Origin of the sequence: Paenochrobactrum glaciei (genome assembly GCF_039522165.1) — a bacterium.
Classification (GTDB): domain Bacteria; phylum Pseudomonadota; class Alphaproteobacteria; order Rhizobiales; family Rhizobiaceae; genus Paenochrobactrum; species Paenochrobactrum glaciei.
Map to the genome: position 1 here is coordinate 1 of NZ_BAAADE010000014.1, position 18,456 is coordinate 18,456.

The window sequence follows — 18,456 nt, forward strand, 5'->3', positions numbered from 1 at the left end:
CTTGAGTACCGGTACACAGATTACGGACGCAAGGATTTTGATTTCGGCGGTACATCCAGTATTCGCAATAAGTTCAAGACTAATGATGTTCGTCTTGGGATTGCTTATAAGTTCTAATAATAGAAACGCCTCCATTTCAATTGAACCGCTCGGCTATGGCTGGGCGGTTTTTTTATTGTAGAAAATAATTTAGATAACATATCTCGCTCGAAAACCCGCTGCTTAAGCGGATGGGCAGGAATTAAAAGTGAGGGGCAACTTAACGGCTGCCTTTTTGTTTGCGCGTATAATTCCTGCAACAAGATGAGTTTAATTTTAGACTGCCAAAGTCTAAGCCCATAAATATTGCAAAATAATTAGGAATCATCTCACGTTTAATTAAGTTTAGACGGGGGTGGATTATGGAAAAGGAAGATCATCTTTCAAATGAAATTTCGGTTTCAGCAGATTTGACGAAAACAGGGCTCAAAGCATCTGCAAGAAGCCGCACTCTATCAGCGTTGGATCGGCTTTGTGGCGGTATAATTGATATCGGGAATGCTCACTTGGAGGGTTTTGCTACAAGGCGGAGAGCTAAGACAGAGGGGGAAGTCATCCTGATAGAGGCCGCGGCTCAATATGGAGTTCACAAAATGGGCTATGATAGCGCGTTTGCTGAGCGAGCGTTTGATAACCAATATAAGAAGACGCTCAAATTACAAGCCAATAAAGACGCCGTTTTTCAAGGAGCGATAGAAGATCTTCGCAATAACCCTGTGAGTGAAGAAGAAGACAATTCAGGTCCACAGGAACTTAATGAAGAGTTTTTAGATCGATTTGAGCGGTATGCAGAAGATGCATCGACTGAAGATTTGCAGCGACGCTGGAGTAAGATTCTTGCGGGTGAAATTCGTAAGCCTGGCACCTTTAGCCGAAAAATAATGCGCTCTGTTGATGAGCTTGAGGCCGATGCTGCGATACTGTTTTCAAAGTTAGTAAGTTATCAGTTGGAGGGTGTTCTCTTTATCTCTTTGATGTCAGAGCTTTCTTTTGATGAGATGTTAATTCTTACTCAGTCAGGTTTAGTAGTTGATCCCGGACTGGGACACCACCGTGAGTTTTTAGAACTGACAATGGGTGATGGTTCAAAGTTATGGGGATTACCTTTTGGCGAGAGAGGGTTAAGCATTCCTACTAATATTAATGAGTACAAACTTGATGACAGTGTCCTTATCAATATTGGTGGAAAACCAGTAGTGCCAATTCTCGTTTTGACAGAATTGGCAAAAGCACTTTGTTCGATAATTGATAGTAAAAATTATGATATTGCTAAATTGTATTTTGATAAACTTTTGCCGATATTTGGCGCAGAAAAGATACATTTTTACGATATTGATACTCAAACAATGCAATGGACACGTGATCTATCAATTTAATTTACAATTCAATGTCCAATGGGGTAATTTAATTTAGTTGCATGTGGAATGCACTAAAGCAAACCATCTATACGCCGGAGGAGCCCGGGTGCGATCTGATCAATCACAAGAGAGACGAGCGGTAAACGCGGTTAGGGTGATAACATCCTTAAAGAAAGCCTCACCGGGAGGCTGGAACTCCCTCAGTAGAAACCAGCAAGGATTCAGCCCCGCCTAGTGCGGGGTTTTTTATTATCCAAAAGGAATTTAGATGACAGATCGCGATCCTGAAAACGGACGCTTCCTGAAGGGCAACCGCTTTTGGGAGGCGCGTTCCTCTCATGGTGCAAAGCCTAAGTTTGAGAATGCAGAAGACTTATGGTCTGCATGCTGTGAGTATTTTGACTGGGTAGATAATAATCCGCTGTATGAGGATAAAGTCACATCGTTTCAGGGTGTGAACACGCATGAGCCGATTGCTAAAATGCGTGCCATGACATTGATGGGCTTGTGCCTGTTTATCGATATCAGCATTCAACAATGGAATGATTGGCGTAAGTCACGCCCCGATTTACTTGAAGTCATTACACGAGCCGAGGCAGTCATATTTCAGCAGAAATTTTCCGGTGCAGCTGCAGACCTTTTGAATGCCAATATTATCTCCCGTGATCTTGGTCTTGCTGACAAGAGTGAGATTACCGGTAAGGACGGTACGCCTCTTAACGAGGGTATGGATGCCAGAGCCTTGGCAAAGGCAGTCGCTCTCGTACTTGGTAAAGGTTTAAAACCTGATGGAAGCAGCAATTGATCTGAAAGCGCTGGAAAGCGTTATTGCGCAGTTATCAGATGATGACCGCAAGCAGATTGAGGAACTGGTTTCAACAGAGCTGTCAAAGCCGTTCATTCCAAACCCTGGACCACAAACAGAAGCATTGCTCAGCAAGGCTGATATCCTGCTTTATGGTGGTGCTGCAGGAGGTGGTAAGACAGCGCTCATGGTTGGCTGTGCTGCCAATGAACATTCACGTGCCTTGATTGTCAGGCGTGAAGCAGTTCAGCTGGATGGGATTATCAACTTCTCCCGCGAGATATTGGGTGACCTTGGTCGTTTTGCAGGCGGCAATGAAAACCTCTGGAAGCTGAAAGACGGGCGGCAGTTAAAGTTTGCAGGTATCAATCAGCCTGATGACTGGCGCAAGCATGCAGGTAATGCTCGTGACTTCATGGGATTTGATGAGGCAGGTGAGTTCTTACGTGAACAGGTGTTTTCGCTCATTGGCTGGTTGCGCTCTACAAAAGAAGGACAGCGCTGCCGTGTGATCCTTGGCTCTAATCCTCCCCGTGGTGGTGAAGGTGACTGGCTGATCGAGGAGTTTGCGCCTTGGCTTGATCCTTTGTTTTCTAATCCTGCTAAAGATGGTGAACTTCGCTGGGCAATCCGTGTCGGTGGTGAAACAGAATGGGTTGAAGGTGAGGGCGAATACAAACGTGATGATGAAACATACACGGCTATGTCCCGCACATTTATTCCAGCCCGACTGGATGACAATCCTTATCTGAAGGACACGAACTATCGTGCCGTGCTTCAAGGGTTGCCGGAGCCATTGCGTTCACAGCTTCTCAAAGGTGACTTCCTTGCCGGCCGTACTGATCATGAATGGCAGGTTATCCCGACAGAATGGGTAAAGCGTGCACAGGAGCGTTGGCGCAAGGCGGGAGAACGGCGTCGCAGAATGATAGCCTTGAGTGCTGATATCGCACTTGGTGGTCAGGATAATCTGGTTCTTGGCTCACTTCATGAGGATAACTGGTTTTCTCAATTGAAAGTGATCAGTGGCAAGAATGTGAAAGACCCGATTGAGATTTCATCCCTGATGATGAAGGACAGGCGGGATGATGCGGATCTGTCAGTTGATCTGACCGGTGGTTGGGGCTCGGGGCCACGTTCGCATCTGATCAATCATCACAATACAGATTGCGCCGGCATTGTTTATTCTGCTGCCAGTGGTGCACGCACATATGATGGCAAGTTTGGCTTTCGTAACTTGCGTGCTGAAATGTGGTGGAAGCTAAGGGAAGCGCTTGATCCTGAAGGCGGGCAGGATGAAAAAATCATGCTGCCGGATGATGCGCGATTGCTGGCCGAACTGACAACGCCACGATGGAAGCTGGTTGGTACCGACATTTTAATTGAAAGCAAAGACGATATCAGAAAGCGGGTAGGTTCATCGCCTGACCGTGCTGATGTGATTTGCCAGCTTTGGCACAGAAAGCCTTATGCGGCGTTGATTGCTCTGGCTGGCAAAGCACCTGTTGGTGGCTGGCAGAGCGTTGCAGAAGATGATGAAATTCTGACATGGTAAAGGTAGAGATTAAAGCCGGAACGCTGCGGGACATTTGTTACGTGGCGGCGAACCTGCGTGAACAGGACAAGCGGGAGATATTTGCGACAGCCCGATTGGACAGTGGTACACAGGCAGGTGCTGCTTCTTATCTTTCCTCACCGGACTGGTGCTGGACTGCGTGGCTTGACGGGCAGCCTGTTGCAGCGTTTGGCGTGTCGATTGGTAATTATATTTATCAGCCGCATCTTCGTTATGCGTGGGCTTACGGGACAAACAAGTTCAAACGGGCAACGCCTGCAATCACACGGTTTTGTATTCAGGAATGGCCAGAGCGATTAATCGCTGAAGGCGTTACGCGCGTGGAAATCAGATCACTGGCTGATCATGACCTCGCACATAAATGGTTATCCGCTATCAAAGCACGAAAAGAAGCTGACATGCCTAATTATGGTGTGAACGGTGAGGCATTTGAGCTTTGGGCGTGGTTGAAAGAGGACTGGCAAGATGTGCTTTAAAGCCCCAGATGTTAAAACGCCGGATGCACCGGCGGTTCCTGATGCTGATGCAGAGGCTGCAAAGTCACGACGTGCTGCGGAACAAGACGCAAGCCGTCAGGCGCAAGGACGTGCTTCTACCATTATCACCACACCTTTGGGTGCACAGGACTATGGTAATGAAGCCAATCGCCGTCGCACAGTGATTGGCGGCTTCTGACATGAGTGTTGCCGATAGCATCATGCGTATGCAGCAGCAAATGGCTGCTGAGCGTTCATATTGGGAAGCCACATGGCGTGATGTTGTCACTCTTTGCATGCCATATGCGTCTCATAAGTATGAACTGAATGGTATGAACATTGCTTCATCACTGACAGGAACTGCACAGCAGCCGCAATCTGTTCAGCGCAGCAAAGAGATATTTGACGCAACAGCGGCATGGTCACTGGATCGGCTTAATGCTGGTATGGAGAGCCTGATTGCGCCCAGAGCACAGAAATGGCACGCGTTCTCACTCGATGATCCTTTTGCACCTGATCCGACGGATATGGAGGAAGAGTGGCTTGACCGGTTAAGAGATTACCATTTCACCGCACGCTATGATGCCAAGAGCAATTTTGCATTGGCCAATCAGAAAGCGATCCGCGGTGCATGTGGCCTTGGTACTGGTATTCTCTATCTGGAAGAGAACGTCGGCCGGCGCGGCATCGATCCGGTGAAAGTACCGTTCTTTTATCGCTCTATTCCTGTTGTTGAAACCTATCTTGGCATTGATGCCTATGATGACGTTGATAAGTGCATTCGCGTTTTTGAGCTGACGGCACGTGCTGCAGAAAGCTATTTCTCACAAGAAGGCGACACTCTCCCTGAAAAACTGAAATCAGCACTCAAAGACAAGCCTGATCAGCCTTTCACATTCATTCACTGTGTGATGCCAAGAGAAGAAGCCGGTGAATATAAGGATAAACGACGACATCAGCCTTATGCTTCTTTCTGGCTGGAAGTAGAAAGCCGCCACCTGATCCGGACAAGCGGGTTCTTCAGCTTTCCATATCAGGTCATGTGGTGGGATCAGACAGACGGATCGGCTTATGGACAGTCTCCTGTCATGGCTGCACTTTCAGAAATAAAAATGCTGCAGGTGATGGGCAAGACAGTTGCTCAGGTTTCACAGCAGATGATTAAACCGCCAATGGCCACAATGCGGGGTATCTATAATCAGCGCCTTAATCTGAATGCCGGAGCAGTCAATGCAGGTATGCTTGATGAGCAGGGGCGCTTACTGGCACAGCCTATCATGCAGGCACAGAACCCGACATTTGCAGAGCGTTTGATTGAAGCCAAGCGCCTGTCTGTCCGTGAGAGCATGTATATCAACCTGTTTCAGACCATGGTTGATAATCCTCAGATGACTGCAACGGAAGCTTTGCTTCGGGCAAATGAGAAGGGGGAGTTGTTAGGTCCTGCCGGTGCGAAGATCGAAACTGGTGTCGCCGGGGCAATTGACCGTGAGGTTGATATTGTTCAGCGCAAGGGCGCTTTTGAACAGGGCTCACCGCTTGAGCCACCTTCCTCTGTTGGCGGTAAGAATGTTGGTGTGAAATTTACCGGCCCTCTTGCCCGAATGCGCCGTATGGCAGAAATGCAGGGGATTGAACGTGTGCTGCAAATGGCTTCAGTGGTCGGTCAGTATGATCAGTCGACACTCATCAAGATTGATGGCGATGAAACGCTCGAGCTGACACGTGAAATCAATGGTGCTCCCCGCAAAATGTTTAAGCGCGATGAGGACGTTGCCGAACAACGTCAGGCCATGGCTCAGCAGCAGGAAAGTCAGGCTGCACTTGCAATGATGCAAGGTGCTGCAACCGCGGCTAAAGACGGCATGCCAGCCATGCAAGCCATGGCACAGGCAAATGGGATGATGCCTGCATGAAGTGGCGCAACCTATCGAAAAGCCGTCAGGTTCTGCCAGCGCACACAGAAGTGCAATTGCATGCGGCTTATCTTGAAGTTTTTGGCAAGCGTTCTGAGGCCGTTGAGATTGTCCTTGCGGATTTGGCCGCTCAAACAGGCTTCTACATGGTGGAGCCGCCTGATGCTGATCTTTCCCTTTATCAAGCCGGTTACAGTGCCGGTCAACGAGCCGCCTTCGGGCGGCTTTTTCATTTCCTGTCTCTCAGTGATGAACAGCTCAGAGCATTGGAAGAAGCCGCTCGCAAGGAAGCCGAGCATCTTTAAACAAGGATAATCATTATGGCAGACGAGAATGGGCAGGTGGCAGCACCTACAACCGCTCCGACCGCAACCGTTGTTGCTGATCAGGGATCGAACAGTGGCAATGCTGACTGGGTGGCTGGCCTTCAGGTTGAAGATAACCGCACTTTAGTCGAAGCGAAGCAGTGGAAATCAGCGGACGATGCAATCCGCTCGTATCGTGAGCTTGAAACAGACGCAAACAAGGCCTTGAAAGTGCCGGAGGCAGATGCGCCGGCAGAAGAGTGGAATGCGTTTTACGGCAAGCTGGGGCGTCCTGAGAGTGCAGATAAGTATGAGCTGAAGCTTAATACAGAAACTGTACCGGAAGGCTTCCCATACGATGAAAAGAGCGCGATTGAATTCCGTACATGGGCGCATGAGGCCGGATTAACGCCTGCGCAAGCCCAGACATTGCATGACAAGTTCGTTGGTTATCAGGCCGGCAGTTTTACAGCGTCACGTGAGGCGTTGGCGAAAGCTGAAGGTGATACCCATCGTGAAATCGTAATGCAGTGGGGCGATCCGGATACTGACGGTTATAAGCAAAATCTCGAATATACGAGCCGCGCTATTGGCCAGTTAGGATTGAAGGATGAACTTACCCGCCTTGGGGCATTGTCGGCAGATGGTGCCGTGCTCAGTCCTAAGATTGCTTTTGCACTCTCTAAAGTGGGCAAGGAAATGTACGGCGAGGACACAACTGTTCTCAACGCTGGCGGAACGGTCAGCAATCCGTTCTCTGCAGAACATGAAAACCTGACACAACAGGGGCAGCTTATTCGCTCCGATCCTTCAAAAGCCAAGTCACTGATCCGTGCAGCCGGTGGAAATCCTGCTGATTACGGACTGTGAATGACGGCTGCCATTCAGAAAGGTTATTGCAATGGCGACTACCCGTATTTCGGACGTTATCGTCCCTGAAGTTTTCTATCCTTATATGATCAAGCGCACGAAAGAACGTGGTGCGATCTTTCAGTCCGGTATTCTGCGTAACGATGCCAATATGGCTAGTTTCCTGACCGGTGGTGGTAAGACCGCGAACGTGCCTTTCTGGCGTGACCTGACAGACGTTGATTCAGATATCGGTTCTGATGATCCGACAAAGCTGAGTGTTCCGGGCAAAATTGAAGCCGGTAAAGATGTGGCCGCACGTCATGTGCGCACGAAGTCATGGTCATCAATGCGCCTTTCCGGTGTTTTGGCAGGCGATGATCCGATGAAAGCCATCGGTAATCTTGTTTCCGATTGGTGGATCCGTAACCTGAATACCTTGCTGGTTTCGACGCTTCATGGTGTTTATCTGGATAATGTGGCCAATGACGGCGGCGATATGGTCAACAATATCAGTCTGACCACCGGTGCGCCGACTGACGTCAATCTGATCTCTGCTGAAGCGATCCTTGATACCAAGCAGACGATGGGTGATGCGGCTGACGATCTGTCTACGTTGATTATGCATTCGGCCATTTACACCCGTTTGCAGAAACAGAACCTGATTGATTTTATTCCGGATGCGCGTGGTGAAGTTCGCTTCCCGACATATCTGGGCTATCGGGTCGTGGTTTCAGACACAGCCAAGATCATCAGTAATGGTTCCGGCGAGCCAAGCGCATATGTGACTTACCTGCTCGGAAATGAAGCCATTTGCTTCAATGAGCAGGCCATGAGCACAAGCCCTAATATTGAGATTGAGCGCAAGCCTGATCAGGGTAACGGTGTGGGCGGTGATATTCTTTATACCCGTCGTCAGTTCGTTCTGCATCCGTATGGCATTAAATGGACTGATGCCAGTGTTGCGGGTGAGTTTCCAACGACTGCCGAGCTGGCAACTGCCGGCAACTGGGATCGTGTGTATCCCGAGCGTAAGCAGATCCCGATCAGCTTCCTTGTCACAAACGGCTAATCATTCGGAGGGCATTTGCCCTCCTTTTCTTTTGGAGAGAGCCATGAGTAAAGAAACAAAATTGCCGGATGCAGAACTGGTGGCAGTAGCAGTTAAAGAGCCGGTACCTAAGACGCTTCATGAACTGAATATGGAACAGCGGGCAATTGACCGTAATTTGCGCGAAGTGAATGAAAAGGCTGCAAATGCTGCCGCAAAGGCCACACTCGGTGTTCTCAACAAGTTCCGGCCGGACGGCAAGCGCATCCAAAAACCATTGCGTTCAACTGTGACGGAATAAGCTAATGACGTCTTATAGCCCTTCATTGGCCTGGTGGTATTTGAAAAAGCAAAAGCAACGCCGCGAGGCGCAAAAGACGCCGCCACCTTTGCCGGAACCAGAGCCTGAAGGTGAAGATGAATGACGCCAACGGATATCTGCAATCAGGCACTTGATATTCTCAAAGAGGCGGAGATTACCAATCTTGAGAATGACAACCGTCCAATCGTTCGCTGGATGAGACGGAACTTTGACACCTCGCGTGACAGCCTTCTTTCACGTTATGACTGGAATTTTGCACTGCAGCGTGTTGTGCTCGCAGCCAGTGCAGAACAGCCTGCTTTCGGCTGGTCTCATGCCTTTACAATCCCTCATGATTGTTTGCGGGTGTTACCTGTTACAGTTTGCGGCCATTCGGAAGGAACGCCTGTCCGGCATGAGGTGGAAGGCGCATGCATTCTCACAGATGCATCTGGACCATTAAAGGTGCGTTATGTCCGGCGCACTGAAGATTATGACCGTTATCCTGCTTCATTCATTGAAGCCTTAGCAGCTTATATTGCGATGAAATGCGGTCATTGGGTAACGGGCAAAGTTTCATATGTGCAGGTGGCACAGGGTCTTTACCGTGAAGCAATTGATGTCGCTTGGCGCATTGATGCGATTGAAGGCACAAGTCCGCGTGCGGCTGATGATAACTGGGTGGCAATGCGCTGATGGCTTATTATTCGCATACTGCTACATTTGATAAAGGCTGGACAACGCCATTACTTGGCTCGCGTTCGGATGTAGATTTTTGGCTGTCGTCGCTTTCATATTGTTTGAACTTTAATGTGCTGACACATGGTGGTTTGCGGCGCCGGTCAGGGACAAGGTTTATTACGGAAGTTGCTGACAGTTCTCAGAAAACGCGGCTGTTGCCTTTTAAGTTCTCTGAAGAGCAATCCTATGTTCTGGTCGTAAACGGTAATAAAACGCTGAGATTTATCTCTGAGCGGCAGATCCTTTATTCGGGTACGAGCCCATATTCTATCTCTCACCCATATGCAGCTGCTGATCTTAACAGGCTAAGCTATACTCAGTTTAATGATGTGGCATATATTGCTCATAAGAATTATCAGCCGCGAAAACTTATGCGCAATAGTGATATCAACTGGCGTTTTGAAACAGCCGCGTTCAATGATGGTCCATATATGGACGCTGAAGATGTCGCAACAACCCTCAAACCAAGTGATTACGGCGGGCTGCTTATCGCATCTTCATCAGAGAGTACGTCGATTGATAATGGCTTTGCACAATTTGATTTAGCTGCACCTCAAGCATTAGATAATTATTGGGTTGAAGCGACAAACACAAACATTCTCAATGACAGCCCTAGTGGCTGGGAACTTGCTGGATGGGATGGTGCGGACTGGGTTGTTATTCATGTTGTCGAGGGGCAAACGGGTTGGAAAAGGCTTGGACGCTATTACTTTGAGACCGATAACCGTAGAGCCTTTACAAAATATCGCTTTAATTGGATGGGGCCACAGGGTGACGCTTCAAGGCTGAGGTGGGGAAACATTGGTCTTCACCGGCTTGCGGATGAACAGGTGCCGTCTACTCTTACCGCATCGTCACTTAATGGCATAAATGGCGGAGCCGGTTTCCAGACAACGGACGTTGGCCGATCCATTCGATTTATGGGGGTGGCCTCTAAGTGGCAGTGGGCTAAGATTACGCAATACGTTTCGCCCTCACAGGTTCGTGTCGTCTTACATGGCCATCGGCTTCTTACTTTATCACCTTTTGCATCGTGGAGAATGGGGGCGTTTTCTGTCGCATCCGGATGGCCGGCGAGCGTTACGCTTTTCAATGAGCGCTTAATGTGGGCGAGAACAAACAGTCAGCCTGTAACTGTTTTTGGCTCTAAACAAGGCCAGTTTTCAGATTATGGTCTGAGTGATCCGCAGGTGGAAACTGATGGGCTTTCAATTACACTTCTTTCTTCCAATCAAAACGAAGTTCTCTGGCTTGCAGATGATGAGGATCTGGTGACGGGATCAGCTGGCCAAATTCGCTCAGTCGGACCTGCTGATATCAATAAATCATTTTCGGCAACGAATATTACGCAGCGTAAAGGACCTACCAGTGGCGCTGCTGCTTTACCGCCACTCTCCATAGGTGGTGTCACGCTTTATGCCGGAACGGGTGCCACGAAAATTCGTGAGCTCGTTCGGGGTGATCAAAACCGATATGTGGCTCCTGAGCTTTCGTTGCTTGGTGAGCACTTATTCAAGTCAGGGATTGTGGACTGGGCTTTCTGTGAGCGTCCTGATCCTCAGATTTATTGCGTCATGGGGAATGGTTCGCTTGTGTCTGTCACCTATGACCGTGAGCAAAAAGTGGTTGGTTTTGCCAAACATGAAATTGCCGGTGGCGCTGTCGAGAATGTGGCAGTGGTTTCAGGTATCGAAGAAGGGTTCGACGATGTTTACCTCTGTGTATGTCGTACTATCAACGGAAAGCTGAAGCGTTACATTGAAGTTTTGGAACGGCCTTTCGACGGAGATATTGATACTGTCGAGGATGCTTTCCATGTTGATTGTGGTGCCTCCTACAATGGCGCACCTATTAAAACGGTGACAGGGCTTGGCCATCTTGAAGGTGAGCAGGTTATGGCACTCGCAGATGGCAGCGTTGTGAGTGGCTTGACGGTTCGAAATGGTTCGATTGAGTTGCCTTATGAGGCATCCAAACTCAGCATTGGTCTGCCGTTTAAAAGTCGTGCTGTCACACAGCCGGTGGCCGGACCTCAACAGGATGGTACATTGTTCGGACGGAACCGGACAATCATTTCAGCCAGTATTGATGTTCTTAATTCAGGTGCGGTGCGAACCGGTGCAGCTGGCGGTGAACATTGGACACCGGAACTTTATGAGCAGTTGCTCAAAACGGGCGACACTCTCTTTGGTGACAAGATCGAACTCAGAACCGGATTTGTGCCTTGCGATATTTCCGGCTCCTGGATGGAAGGCGAAGGGAAGCTTGTGTTTGAAACAAGTGAGCCTTTGCCCCTTTTAGTTCGGTCACTCGTTTTGCAGCTTGAGAGCACACCTTAATATTCGTGGAGAAAGACCATTTGCTTTGATCCGCTTTCAATGACGCTGATTGGTGCCGGTGTGTCTGTGGCTGGCCAGATTGCAGGTGCTCAGGCTCAATCAGCATCTTATAAACAGCAGGCAGCTTATGCTGACCGACAAGCCCGCATGGCCTCAGAGAAGGGCGAATATGATGCAATCTTGCAAGGCCGGTCAAATGACCGGCAGATTGCGTCTATGCGTGGCCAGTATCTCTCAAGTGGTATTGCCCTTTCAGGTTCGTCACTGGACGTTCTGCAAGAAAGTGCAACCGAAGCCAGTCTTGATGAGCAGGCTATCCGCTATGGGGCGCAAGTGCAGAGCGATAATTACCGGTTTCAGGCAGGGCTTGCTCGCTCAAATGCAAAGAGTGCGGTGACCGGTGGTTATATGGGCGCACTCGCAACAGGCGTGAATGCTTTTACAGGCATCAGTCAGCATAACCAGCAGCGCACAATGATTTCTAATCCTTACACTCAATATCAGCGTGCGCGCAGCGGTTCGATCCAAGGGTTGTTTTAATGGTTCTTATTCGTCCGATTGAGGCTAGCCGGTCAATTGATATCGGCGGCATTCCTGACACACGTGTCGATAACAGTGTCGGGCAAGGGCTGTCTCAAATTGGCGGTGCTCTGAGTAATCATGCAGATATGCAAAATCAAATGGCTTTGCGTCGTCAGCAGATGGAGCAGCAGGTTGATGACTTTGCAACGAACCAGGCTTTTCAGCGTTGGCAGGATGATAATGCTTTAGACTTTGCCAAGCATCAGGAAGGGATGGCACCTTCAGGTAAGGGCTTTACTGATAATGTGTCGGGTATCTTCACGAAACGCTCAGAAGATTTTCTAAAGTCTGTTCCCGATAGTTTGAAGCCGAAATTTGCAGAACTTGTAGCGACGGCACGTAATCAATGGATCGATAAGGGGGCAGCCGCTGAGATAGATCAGCGTAATAACTGGTATCGTACCAGCATTACAGAGCGTCAGCAGACACTGCAAAATCAGGTGTTTAATGATCCGGCGATGTTTGACGCGGCGCGTCAGGACGTTCACCGGACAATTGATGCTTCTGGCTTGTCTTTGACAGAAAAAGAAAAGCTTAAAAAACAAGCGGATGAGATGCTTTCTCTTACCATTGGTGAGAGGGAAATCCGAAATGCAGAAGCTAATCCGGGCTCTGCTGTTAATGCGGCGGGGCGATTGGGCGTTACCGGTGTTGTTACGACATCCCGCGGTGGTGATGCTATGTCATTGCTGCGAAAGTTCGAAGGTTTCCGCGAGACAACATATTGGGATGTTAATGCACACCGTGTTGGTTATGGCTCTGATACAATTACGACTGCGGACGGTCGTGTTATTCGGGTAGAAAAAGGAATGAAGGTTAATCGTTCAGATGCGGAACGTGACCTTGCCAGACGCACGAAAGAGTTTGAAAAGGCGGCCTCTTCAAAGATAGGCGCTGAAAATTGGAATAATTTACCGCCGAATGTACAAGCGGCGCTTGTTTCAGTCGCTTATAATTATGGCTCTCTTCCTGGCAATGTGGTTGATGCAGCCCGCTCGGGTGATATCGCGAGAATAGCGGCATCCGTTGAGTTTCGTGGCAATGATAATGGTGGCGTGAACAGGAAGCGTCGTGCAGAAGAAGCAAGCATTATCAGAGGCTCTTCAGAAATTACCCGTAATGCGCCGGCATTTGATCCTGCTTCCATGGATCCGCGTTATGCGAACTTGTCACTTTCACAGCGCTTGTCACTCTATGACCAGATGAATGCTGCGGCTCAGCGTGGCCAGAGTGTTATCGATGCTCAGGTGAAAGCAGCCTATGAGAGTGAAAAAAGTGCGCTTCAGCTTGGTATTCAGACCGGTGAAGTTTCGAGTGAACAGCAGATCATGCAGAGCAATATGAGGGATAGCGATAAAGCAACATTGCTTTCAGCATTACGCACACGCCAAGGCGATCAGTTTATGACAGCACAGGCGCTTTCTGATTTTCAGAATGGCGCGCTGAGTATTGATCCTTATTCATCAGACGGAAAGAAAAAGGTCGATGCAATTGGTGGTGTTATCAATCAATCTGTTGCGCCGGAAAATCGTCAGGCAGTTTTGGAGCAGCTGATTGCGCAGTCCGGCACCGTGCCGCAAAGCACATTAAACCAGTTGCGCGCCGGCGCTGAAAGTCAGGTGCCCTCAGAGGTTGAGGCGGCTTTGCAGGCTGCCTCAAGATTTTCTCAGGTTAATCCTTCTGCTCTTAGCCGGCGTGATGGCGGGAGTGCGGTTCAAAAGAAAGTGGATGATTTCGATTATTATGTGAACAGCCTCAATCTGTCTCCTTCGGAAGCAGCAAAGCGGATCGCAGAGCAAAATGATCCGAATAAAATCCGCGAGCGTAAAGCTTTGGAACCGGCGGCGAAAGAGTTCCGCAAACAAATTGAAAACACCGACATTGGCTCCATGTTTGATGATAGCTGGCTGCCTTTTAATGATCCCAAGGTTGGTTTCACTGAAATGCAGGCGGCTGGAATTGCTGCAGATTATCTGGCTATTGCAGAAGAGCAATTCTACGCATCAGGCGGAAATCCTGAACTGGCTAAAAATCGTGCAAATGCTGAAATGAAACGGCTCTATGGTGCGACTGAAATCACCGGCACAAAAACAGTAATGAAATATCCGCCCGAAAAGTTCTGGCCGGCAAAAGCTGATGAGAATGACCCGTATGGTTATGTCAAAGATCAGCTTATCAATGATCTTGCGGCCATGTTTCCAGATGATCAGTTGCTTAATCCGAAGAAGGACGGTGAGCAGTTGCGGGGCATGGTTGAAGGGCGTGAGGTTCTTATCCGTAATGAGAGCGGTCTGGACGAGTACAGGCGAATGACACGCGATCAGATCATGAACCGTGTGGTGCTGGTATCAACGCCTGAGACCGGATCAGAGGCCAAATCTAATCAGTTGCCGGGCTATACAGTTCTTTACAAGGATGAGCAGGGGAACTTGCAAACTTTGTACGGAAAGCAATGGCGGCCGGACTTATCGGTCGTTTCAGCCGCAGCCAAACAGCAGCAGGCTAAACGTATCGAAACAGCTGAACGAAATCAGGTCAGTGGTCTTGGTATGGCTGAGTACATGAATGGTGGTGATATTCCTATGGGCGCAAGTTCTGCATGGGACAATCCTGAAGCTCAGCAAATCATCCCGACACCATCCGTTTCTAATGTTCCTTCAATGCAAAGCCCTACGATTAAGTCGGATATTGCAGAGCAAAGAAGCGAATTGTTTCAAGATGCGAAGAGCAACGGCTTGCTGAATGCGGGTGGTCACTGATGCCTTTTTATGAACCGGCTGTACGGGTGCAAAATCTGACGAATATTGCACCGGTTGAGGCACCACAAACACCGACAATTGGTGAAACACTGGCAGCTGCCTTTCGTACTGATAATATGGTGACGTCATTCATCACCTCACGCGGAATGGCTGATCCGTATGAAATTGAGCAGGGCTTTAATGCCATCGATTATGTGAAGGATGATCCGGATTTTGCGCCTTATGTTGAAAGGTTTTCAGGCATCTTTAATCAGAAAGCTGCAGATGCCTTAAAAGTACAGATACAGCGGGAGATAGCAGATCGCAGAACGCTGGATGCGGCGGGTGTGCATGGCGTTATTGCTTCGCTTGCAGCAGGTGTATTCGATCTTCCGACTATTCTGCCTGTTGGCGGCGGCTTGATTGGTGCCTCACGGAGTGTTGTCAGTACGGCAGCAGGAGCTGCTGTTGGAGCGGGTATTGATGCAGCTGTCTCAGAAGCAGGATTACAGCTCACACAGCAAACCCGTACTGGTGAGGAAAGTATCTTCAATATTGGTGGTTCTGTGCTGCTTGGCGGTGCACTTGGCACTTTGGTCGGCCGATATTTATCAGCTTCAGAAATGTCTGGCCTGAGCCGGAAGATTGAAGAGCAGAACAAAGCGTTTGAAGACGCCGATATTGCTGTCTTTGGTGGAGGAGGTGCACAATCAGCCGGTGCTGCAGCGGTTAATAAAGGACCGACTGAAATCAAAGACGAAGCACTGATCAGAAAATTATGGGGTGTCCGCTCTCAGGATCCGCTCATTCGTTCGCAACTCTCTGACTTTGAAGAGGCTAGAACGACCGCAAGGCAACTTGCAGAGACACCGCTTGAATATAAAGCGAATGCTGAAGGTGTCGCGACAGAAATAGGCGGTTCAGTTGAAACGCGGATGAAAATGTGGAATGCACCGCTCGCAGATACTCTCCAGCAGGTTGATACGGCTTATGCCAAATACTTCCACAATGCGCCTGACCCGACTGGCTGGCAGCGTCGTCTTGCTCCTATGCGTTCCGAAATGCAGCGTATCACCGGTGGCGATAAACTGACATTCAAACAGTTCAAAGAGGAGGTGGGTCGCGCAGCATTCAGCGGGGATACACATGCCATTCCGGAAGTGGCAGAGGCTGCAAAAGTTTATCGTCAGATTGATGACGCGATGAAACGGGCAGCCATTGAGGCAAGGCTTTTGCCTGAAGATATTACAGTTCAGGGTGACGTCTCGCACTTATTCCGCATGTATAATAAGGATAAGATTTCTGCCTATCGATCAGATTTTGCTCGTATCCTGAATGATTATTTCATCAGTAAGCGCGATGCCTCCGCACGAATTGGTGATGCTGAAATTAGTGCTCGGAAAGCCAATACGAAGGCCGATGCCGCAGCACAAAAGGCAGAAGAATTCTCACGTCTTTCTAATGATGAGATCAGTGATATTGTTGATCAAACCGTCGATACAATCTTAGGGCATGTGGATGGTCGTATTCCATATGACAGCATCGTGTCGGGGCCGCGTGGTCCATTGAAAGAGCGTCTGTTACGTATTGAAAGCAAGAAGATACAGGAGTTCTTGAATACGGACATTGAAGAGGTTTTACGGGCGCAGGTTCGCACAATGTCGGCTGATATTGAGCTGACAAAGAAATTCGGTTCACCGGATATGGCTGAACAAATCCGTAAGATTAATGATGAGGCAAACCGTAAAATTGCCAGAGTGGACGGTATGCTTGGTAAAGACGGTAAGCCAGTCAGTCCGGAAGTAAAAGCAAAAGAACGGGCACGTTTAGAAAAAGCACGTAAAGCTGCCGTGCGTGATATTGAGGGTATGCGTGACCGTATTCGCGGACAATACGCGCTTCCTTCCAATCCGGACGGGATCGTACTTCGTGCAGGACGCGTGGCAAGAAACCTTAATTATATGCGTTTGCTTGGTGGTATGACGCTCTCCGCATTTCCGGATATGGCAGGTATCGTGTTCAAACACGGGTTAACCTCGACATTCCGTGATGGTTTTCTGCCACTGGTTTCCAATCTTAAAGCTGTACGAATGGCCGGTAAGGAAGTGAAAGCAGCGGGCACTGCTCTTGATATGATCCTTGATAGCCGTGCGATGTCTATGGCCGAGATTGGTGATGACTTCGGGCGCGGGAGTAAGTTTGAACGGGCAGTTAAATCTGCCGGCACAAGATTTGGTGTTGTATCACTTATGGCACCTTGGAACGCAGCGATGAAGCAGTTTGGTGGTATGATTGTCATGACCAATATGCTTCAGGCATCCGAAGCTATTGCAAAAGGATCTGCGACAGCCAAGCAAATCAGAAAGCTTGGTGCTGGCGGTATTAACACAGATTTGGCTGAGCGAATTCACAAGCAGTTTCAAAAATATGGTGAAATTCAAAACGGCGTTTATCTGGCAAAAGCTGCTGACTGGGATGATAAGCTGGCGCGTGAAGCGTTTCGTGCAGCCGTTGTACGTGATGTTGACCGGATTATTGTAACGCCGGGGCAAGATAAGCCACTCTGGATGAGTACTGAACTGGGGAAGACGATTGGCCAGTTCAGAAGCTTCAATCTGTCTGCAATGCAGAGGATAACATTATCAGCCATGCAACAGCGTGATGCTGACACACTGGCTGGTATTGTGGTCGCCCTTTCATTGGGGGCCATGACATATATGGCGAAGCAGCTGACCGCTGATCGTGAACTATCTGACAACCCTGTGGTTTGGGCAACCAATGCGTTTGACTGGTCAGGACTTGGTGGTTGGATGATGGATGTAAATAACATTGCTGAGAAAGCCAGTCGGGGACGGGTAGGGCTTTCCGGATTAACCGGTGAGCAAATGAGCCGCTACCAATCCCGCAATGTTGTCGGAGCGTTTCTAGGCCCCACTCCTGATGCAATTTCGGATATTTTTCAGGTGTCCGGTTCAGTGTTTGCAGGCGACACATCTAAATCTGATCTGCATAAGATCAGAGGTTTGCTGCCGTTTCAGAACCTTTTCTATATCCGAAGCTTACTCAATCAAGTTGAGGATGTGATGGGAAATGCAGTCGGGCTAGAGAGGTAAGAGCTAGAAGAAACTATCGACAGTAACTTCGGTCAACATAAGTCTTGTTACCGTTGGAATTTATATAATAGCATCCGCCACGAGGACCTAGATAATAATTGTTATATGATGAAGACGTCCGCGATGATCGTACGGAGGAGCTGATTGTTTTCGATTTTTTCGTCAGTGATGCTGAAGATGTGTTTGTCTTGGTAACGCTCACAATATCCCCGTAAGCATGTCTATCGCCTAAAATATCACGAAATTTAATACGAGCAGTCGTTCCGT

General features: G+C 48.8%; 16 protein-coding genes. All 16 read left to right on the top strand.

Features of this window, described 5'->3' with window-relative positions:
* Nucleotides 1-117: outer membrane protein (locus ABDZ76_RS16475; protein ID WP_425541776.1), on the top strand; the 117-nt coding region annotated here is incomplete at its 5' end.
* A 284-nt stretch (nt 118-401) separates the two neighbouring features.
* On the top strand, nt 402-1,415 hold the full coding sequence (locus ABDZ76_RS16480; protein WP_343808069.1) for a DUF2806 domain-containing protein: 1,014 nt from the start codon (nt 402-404) through the stop codon (nt 1,413-1,415).
* Nucleotides 1,416-1,665: 250 nt separating this feature from the next.
* Complete coding sequence (locus tag ABDZ76_RS16485; RefSeq protein WP_343808072.1) at nt 1,666-2,202, top strand: DNA-packaging protein; 537 nt, start codon at nt 1,666-1,668, stop codon at nt 2,200-2,202.
* Nucleotides 2,186-3,757 carry a hypothetical protein gene (locus ABDZ76_RS16490; RefSeq protein WP_343808075.1) on the top strand — a complete coding sequence of 524 codons (1,572 nt, stop codon included), beginning with the start codon at nt 2,186-2,188 and terminating at the stop codon, nt 3,755-3,757. The genes ABDZ76_RS16485 and ABDZ76_RS16490 overlap by 17 nt, the downstream gene beginning before the upstream one ends.
* Nucleotides 3,751-4,254: a hypothetical protein gene (locus ABDZ76_RS16495; RefSeq protein ID WP_343808078.1), complete on the top strand. Its 504-nt coding sequence runs from the start codon at nt 3,751-3,753 to the stop codon at nt 4,252-4,254. Before ABDZ76_RS16490 ends, ABDZ76_RS16495 begins: the two co-directional genes overlap by 7 nt.
* Nucleotides 4,244-4,453, top strand: coding sequence for a hypothetical protein (locus ABDZ76_RS16500; protein ID WP_343808081.1), 210 nt, complete (start codon nt 4,244-4,246; stop codon nt 4,451-4,453). The genes ABDZ76_RS16495 and ABDZ76_RS16500 overlap by 11 nt, the downstream gene beginning before the upstream one ends.
* A 1-nt stretch (nt 4,454) precedes the next feature.
* A complete protein-coding gene (locus tag ABDZ76_RS16505) occupies nt 4,455-6,170 on the top strand; it encodes a portal protein (protein ID WP_343808084.1) in 1,716 nt (571 codons plus the stop codon).
* Nucleotides 6,167-6,475 carry a Bbp19 family protein gene (locus ABDZ76_RS16510; protein ID WP_343808087.1) on the top strand — a complete coding sequence of 103 codons (309 nt, stop codon included), beginning with the start codon at nt 6,167-6,169 and terminating at the stop codon, nt 6,473-6,475. Before ABDZ76_RS16505 ends, ABDZ76_RS16510 begins: the two co-directional genes overlap by 4 nt.
* 15 nt (nt 6,476-6,490) lie before the next feature.
* A complete protein-coding gene (locus tag ABDZ76_RS16515; protein WP_343808090.1) occupies nt 6,491-7,345 on the top strand; it encodes a hypothetical protein in 855 nt (284 codons plus the stop codon).
* 31 nt (nt 7,346-7,376) lie between these two features.
* Nucleotides 7,377-8,396 (top strand): major capsid protein, encoded by a 1,020-nt coding sequence (locus ABDZ76_RS16520; protein ID WP_343808093.1) that lies wholly within the window; start codon nt 7,377-7,379, stop codon nt 8,394-8,396.
* A 43-nt stretch (nt 8,397-8,439) separates the two neighbouring features.
* Nucleotides 8,440-8,676, top strand: coding sequence for a hypothetical protein (locus tag ABDZ76_RS16525; protein WP_343808096.1), 237 nt, complete (start codon nt 8,440-8,442; stop codon nt 8,674-8,676).
* A 120-nt stretch (nt 8,677-8,796) separates the two neighbouring features.
* Nucleotides 8,797-9,372, top strand: coding sequence for a phage connector family protein (locus ABDZ76_RS16530; RefSeq protein ID WP_343808099.1), 576 nt, complete (start codon nt 8,797-8,799; stop codon nt 9,370-9,372).
* A 416-nt stretch (nt 9,373-9,788) separates the two neighbouring features.
* Entirely contained in the window at nt 9,789-11,756 is a 1,968-nt protein-coding gene (locus tag ABDZ76_RS16535; RefSeq protein WP_343808102.1) for a phage tail protein, read from the top strand.
* A 39-nt stretch (nt 11,757-11,795) separates the two neighbouring features.
* Nucleotides 11,796-12,296, top strand: coding sequence for a hypothetical protein (locus tag ABDZ76_RS16540; protein WP_343808105.1), 501 nt, complete (start codon nt 11,796-11,798; stop codon nt 12,294-12,296).
* On the top strand, nt 12,296-15,097 hold the full coding sequence (locus tag ABDZ76_RS16545) for a lysozyme (RefSeq protein WP_343808108.1): 2,802 nt from the start codon (nt 12,296-12,298) through the stop codon (nt 15,095-15,097). Before ABDZ76_RS16540 ends, ABDZ76_RS16545 begins: the two co-directional genes overlap by 1 nt.
* The gene (locus ABDZ76_RS16550; RefSeq protein WP_343808111.1) at nt 15,097-18,189 is read left to right on the top strand and encodes a hypothetical protein; all 3,093 of its coding nucleotides are present in this window, start codon (nt 15,097-15,099) and stop codon (nt 18,187-18,189) included. Before ABDZ76_RS16545 ends, ABDZ76_RS16550 begins: the two co-directional genes overlap by 1 nt.
* The last annotated feature ends 267 nt before the right edge of the window (nt 18,190-18,456 follow it).

Excerpts from the sequence above, each read along its gene's own strand:
- ABDZ76_RS16480 (WP_343808069.1), top strand. The coding sequence starts at position 402 with ATGGAAAAGGAAGATCATCTTTCAAATGAAATTTCGGTTTCAGCAGAT.
- ABDZ76_RS16485 (WP_343808072.1), top strand. The coding sequence starts at position 1,666 with ATGACAGATCGCGATCCTGAAAACGGACGCTTCCTGAAGGGCAACCGC.
- ABDZ76_RS16490 (WP_343808075.1), top strand. The coding sequence starts at position 2,186 with ATGGAAGCAGCAATTGATCTGAAAGCGCTGGAAAGCGTTATTGCGCAG.
- ABDZ76_RS16495 (WP_343808078.1), top strand. The coding sequence starts at position 3,751 with ATGGTAAAGGTAGAGATTAAAGCCGGAACGCTGCGGGACATTTGTTAC.
- ABDZ76_RS16500 (WP_343808081.1), top strand. The coding sequence starts at position 4,244 with ATGTGCTTTAAAGCCCCAGATGTTAAAACGCCGGATGCACCGGCGGTT.
- ABDZ76_RS16505 (WP_343808084.1), top strand. The coding sequence starts at position 4,455 with ATGAGTGTTGCCGATAGCATCATGCGTATGCAGCAGCAAATGGCTGCT.
- ABDZ76_RS16510 (WP_343808087.1), top strand. The coding sequence starts at position 6,167 with ATGAAGTGGCGCAACCTATCGAAAAGCCGTCAGGTTCTGCCAGCGCAC.
- ABDZ76_RS16515 (WP_343808090.1), top strand. The coding sequence starts at position 6,491 with ATGGCAGACGAGAATGGGCAGGTGGCAGCACCTACAACCGCTCCGACC.
- ABDZ76_RS16520 (WP_343808093.1), top strand. The coding sequence starts at position 7,377 with ATGGCGACTACCCGTATTTCGGACGTTATCGTCCCTGAAGTTTTCTAT.
- ABDZ76_RS16525 (WP_343808096.1), top strand. The coding sequence starts at position 8,440 with ATGAGTAAAGAAACAAAATTGCCGGATGCAGAACTGGTGGCAGTAGCA.
- ABDZ76_RS16530 (WP_343808099.1), top strand. The coding sequence starts at position 8,797 with ATGACGCCAACGGATATCTGCAATCAGGCACTTGATATTCTCAAAGAG.
- ABDZ76_RS16535 (WP_343808102.1), top strand. The coding sequence starts at position 9,789 with ATGCGCAATAGTGATATCAACTGGCGTTTTGAAACAGCCGCGTTCAAT.
- ABDZ76_RS16540 (WP_343808105.1), top strand. The coding sequence starts at position 11,796 with ATGACGCTGATTGGTGCCGGTGTGTCTGTGGCTGGCCAGATTGCAGGT.
- ABDZ76_RS16545 (WP_343808108.1), top strand. The coding sequence starts at position 12,296 with ATGGTTCTTATTCGTCCGATTGAGGCTAGCCGGTCAATTGATATCGGC.
- ABDZ76_RS16550 (WP_343808111.1), top strand. The coding sequence starts at position 15,097 with ATGCCTTTTTATGAACCGGCTGTACGGGTGCAAAATCTGACGAATATT.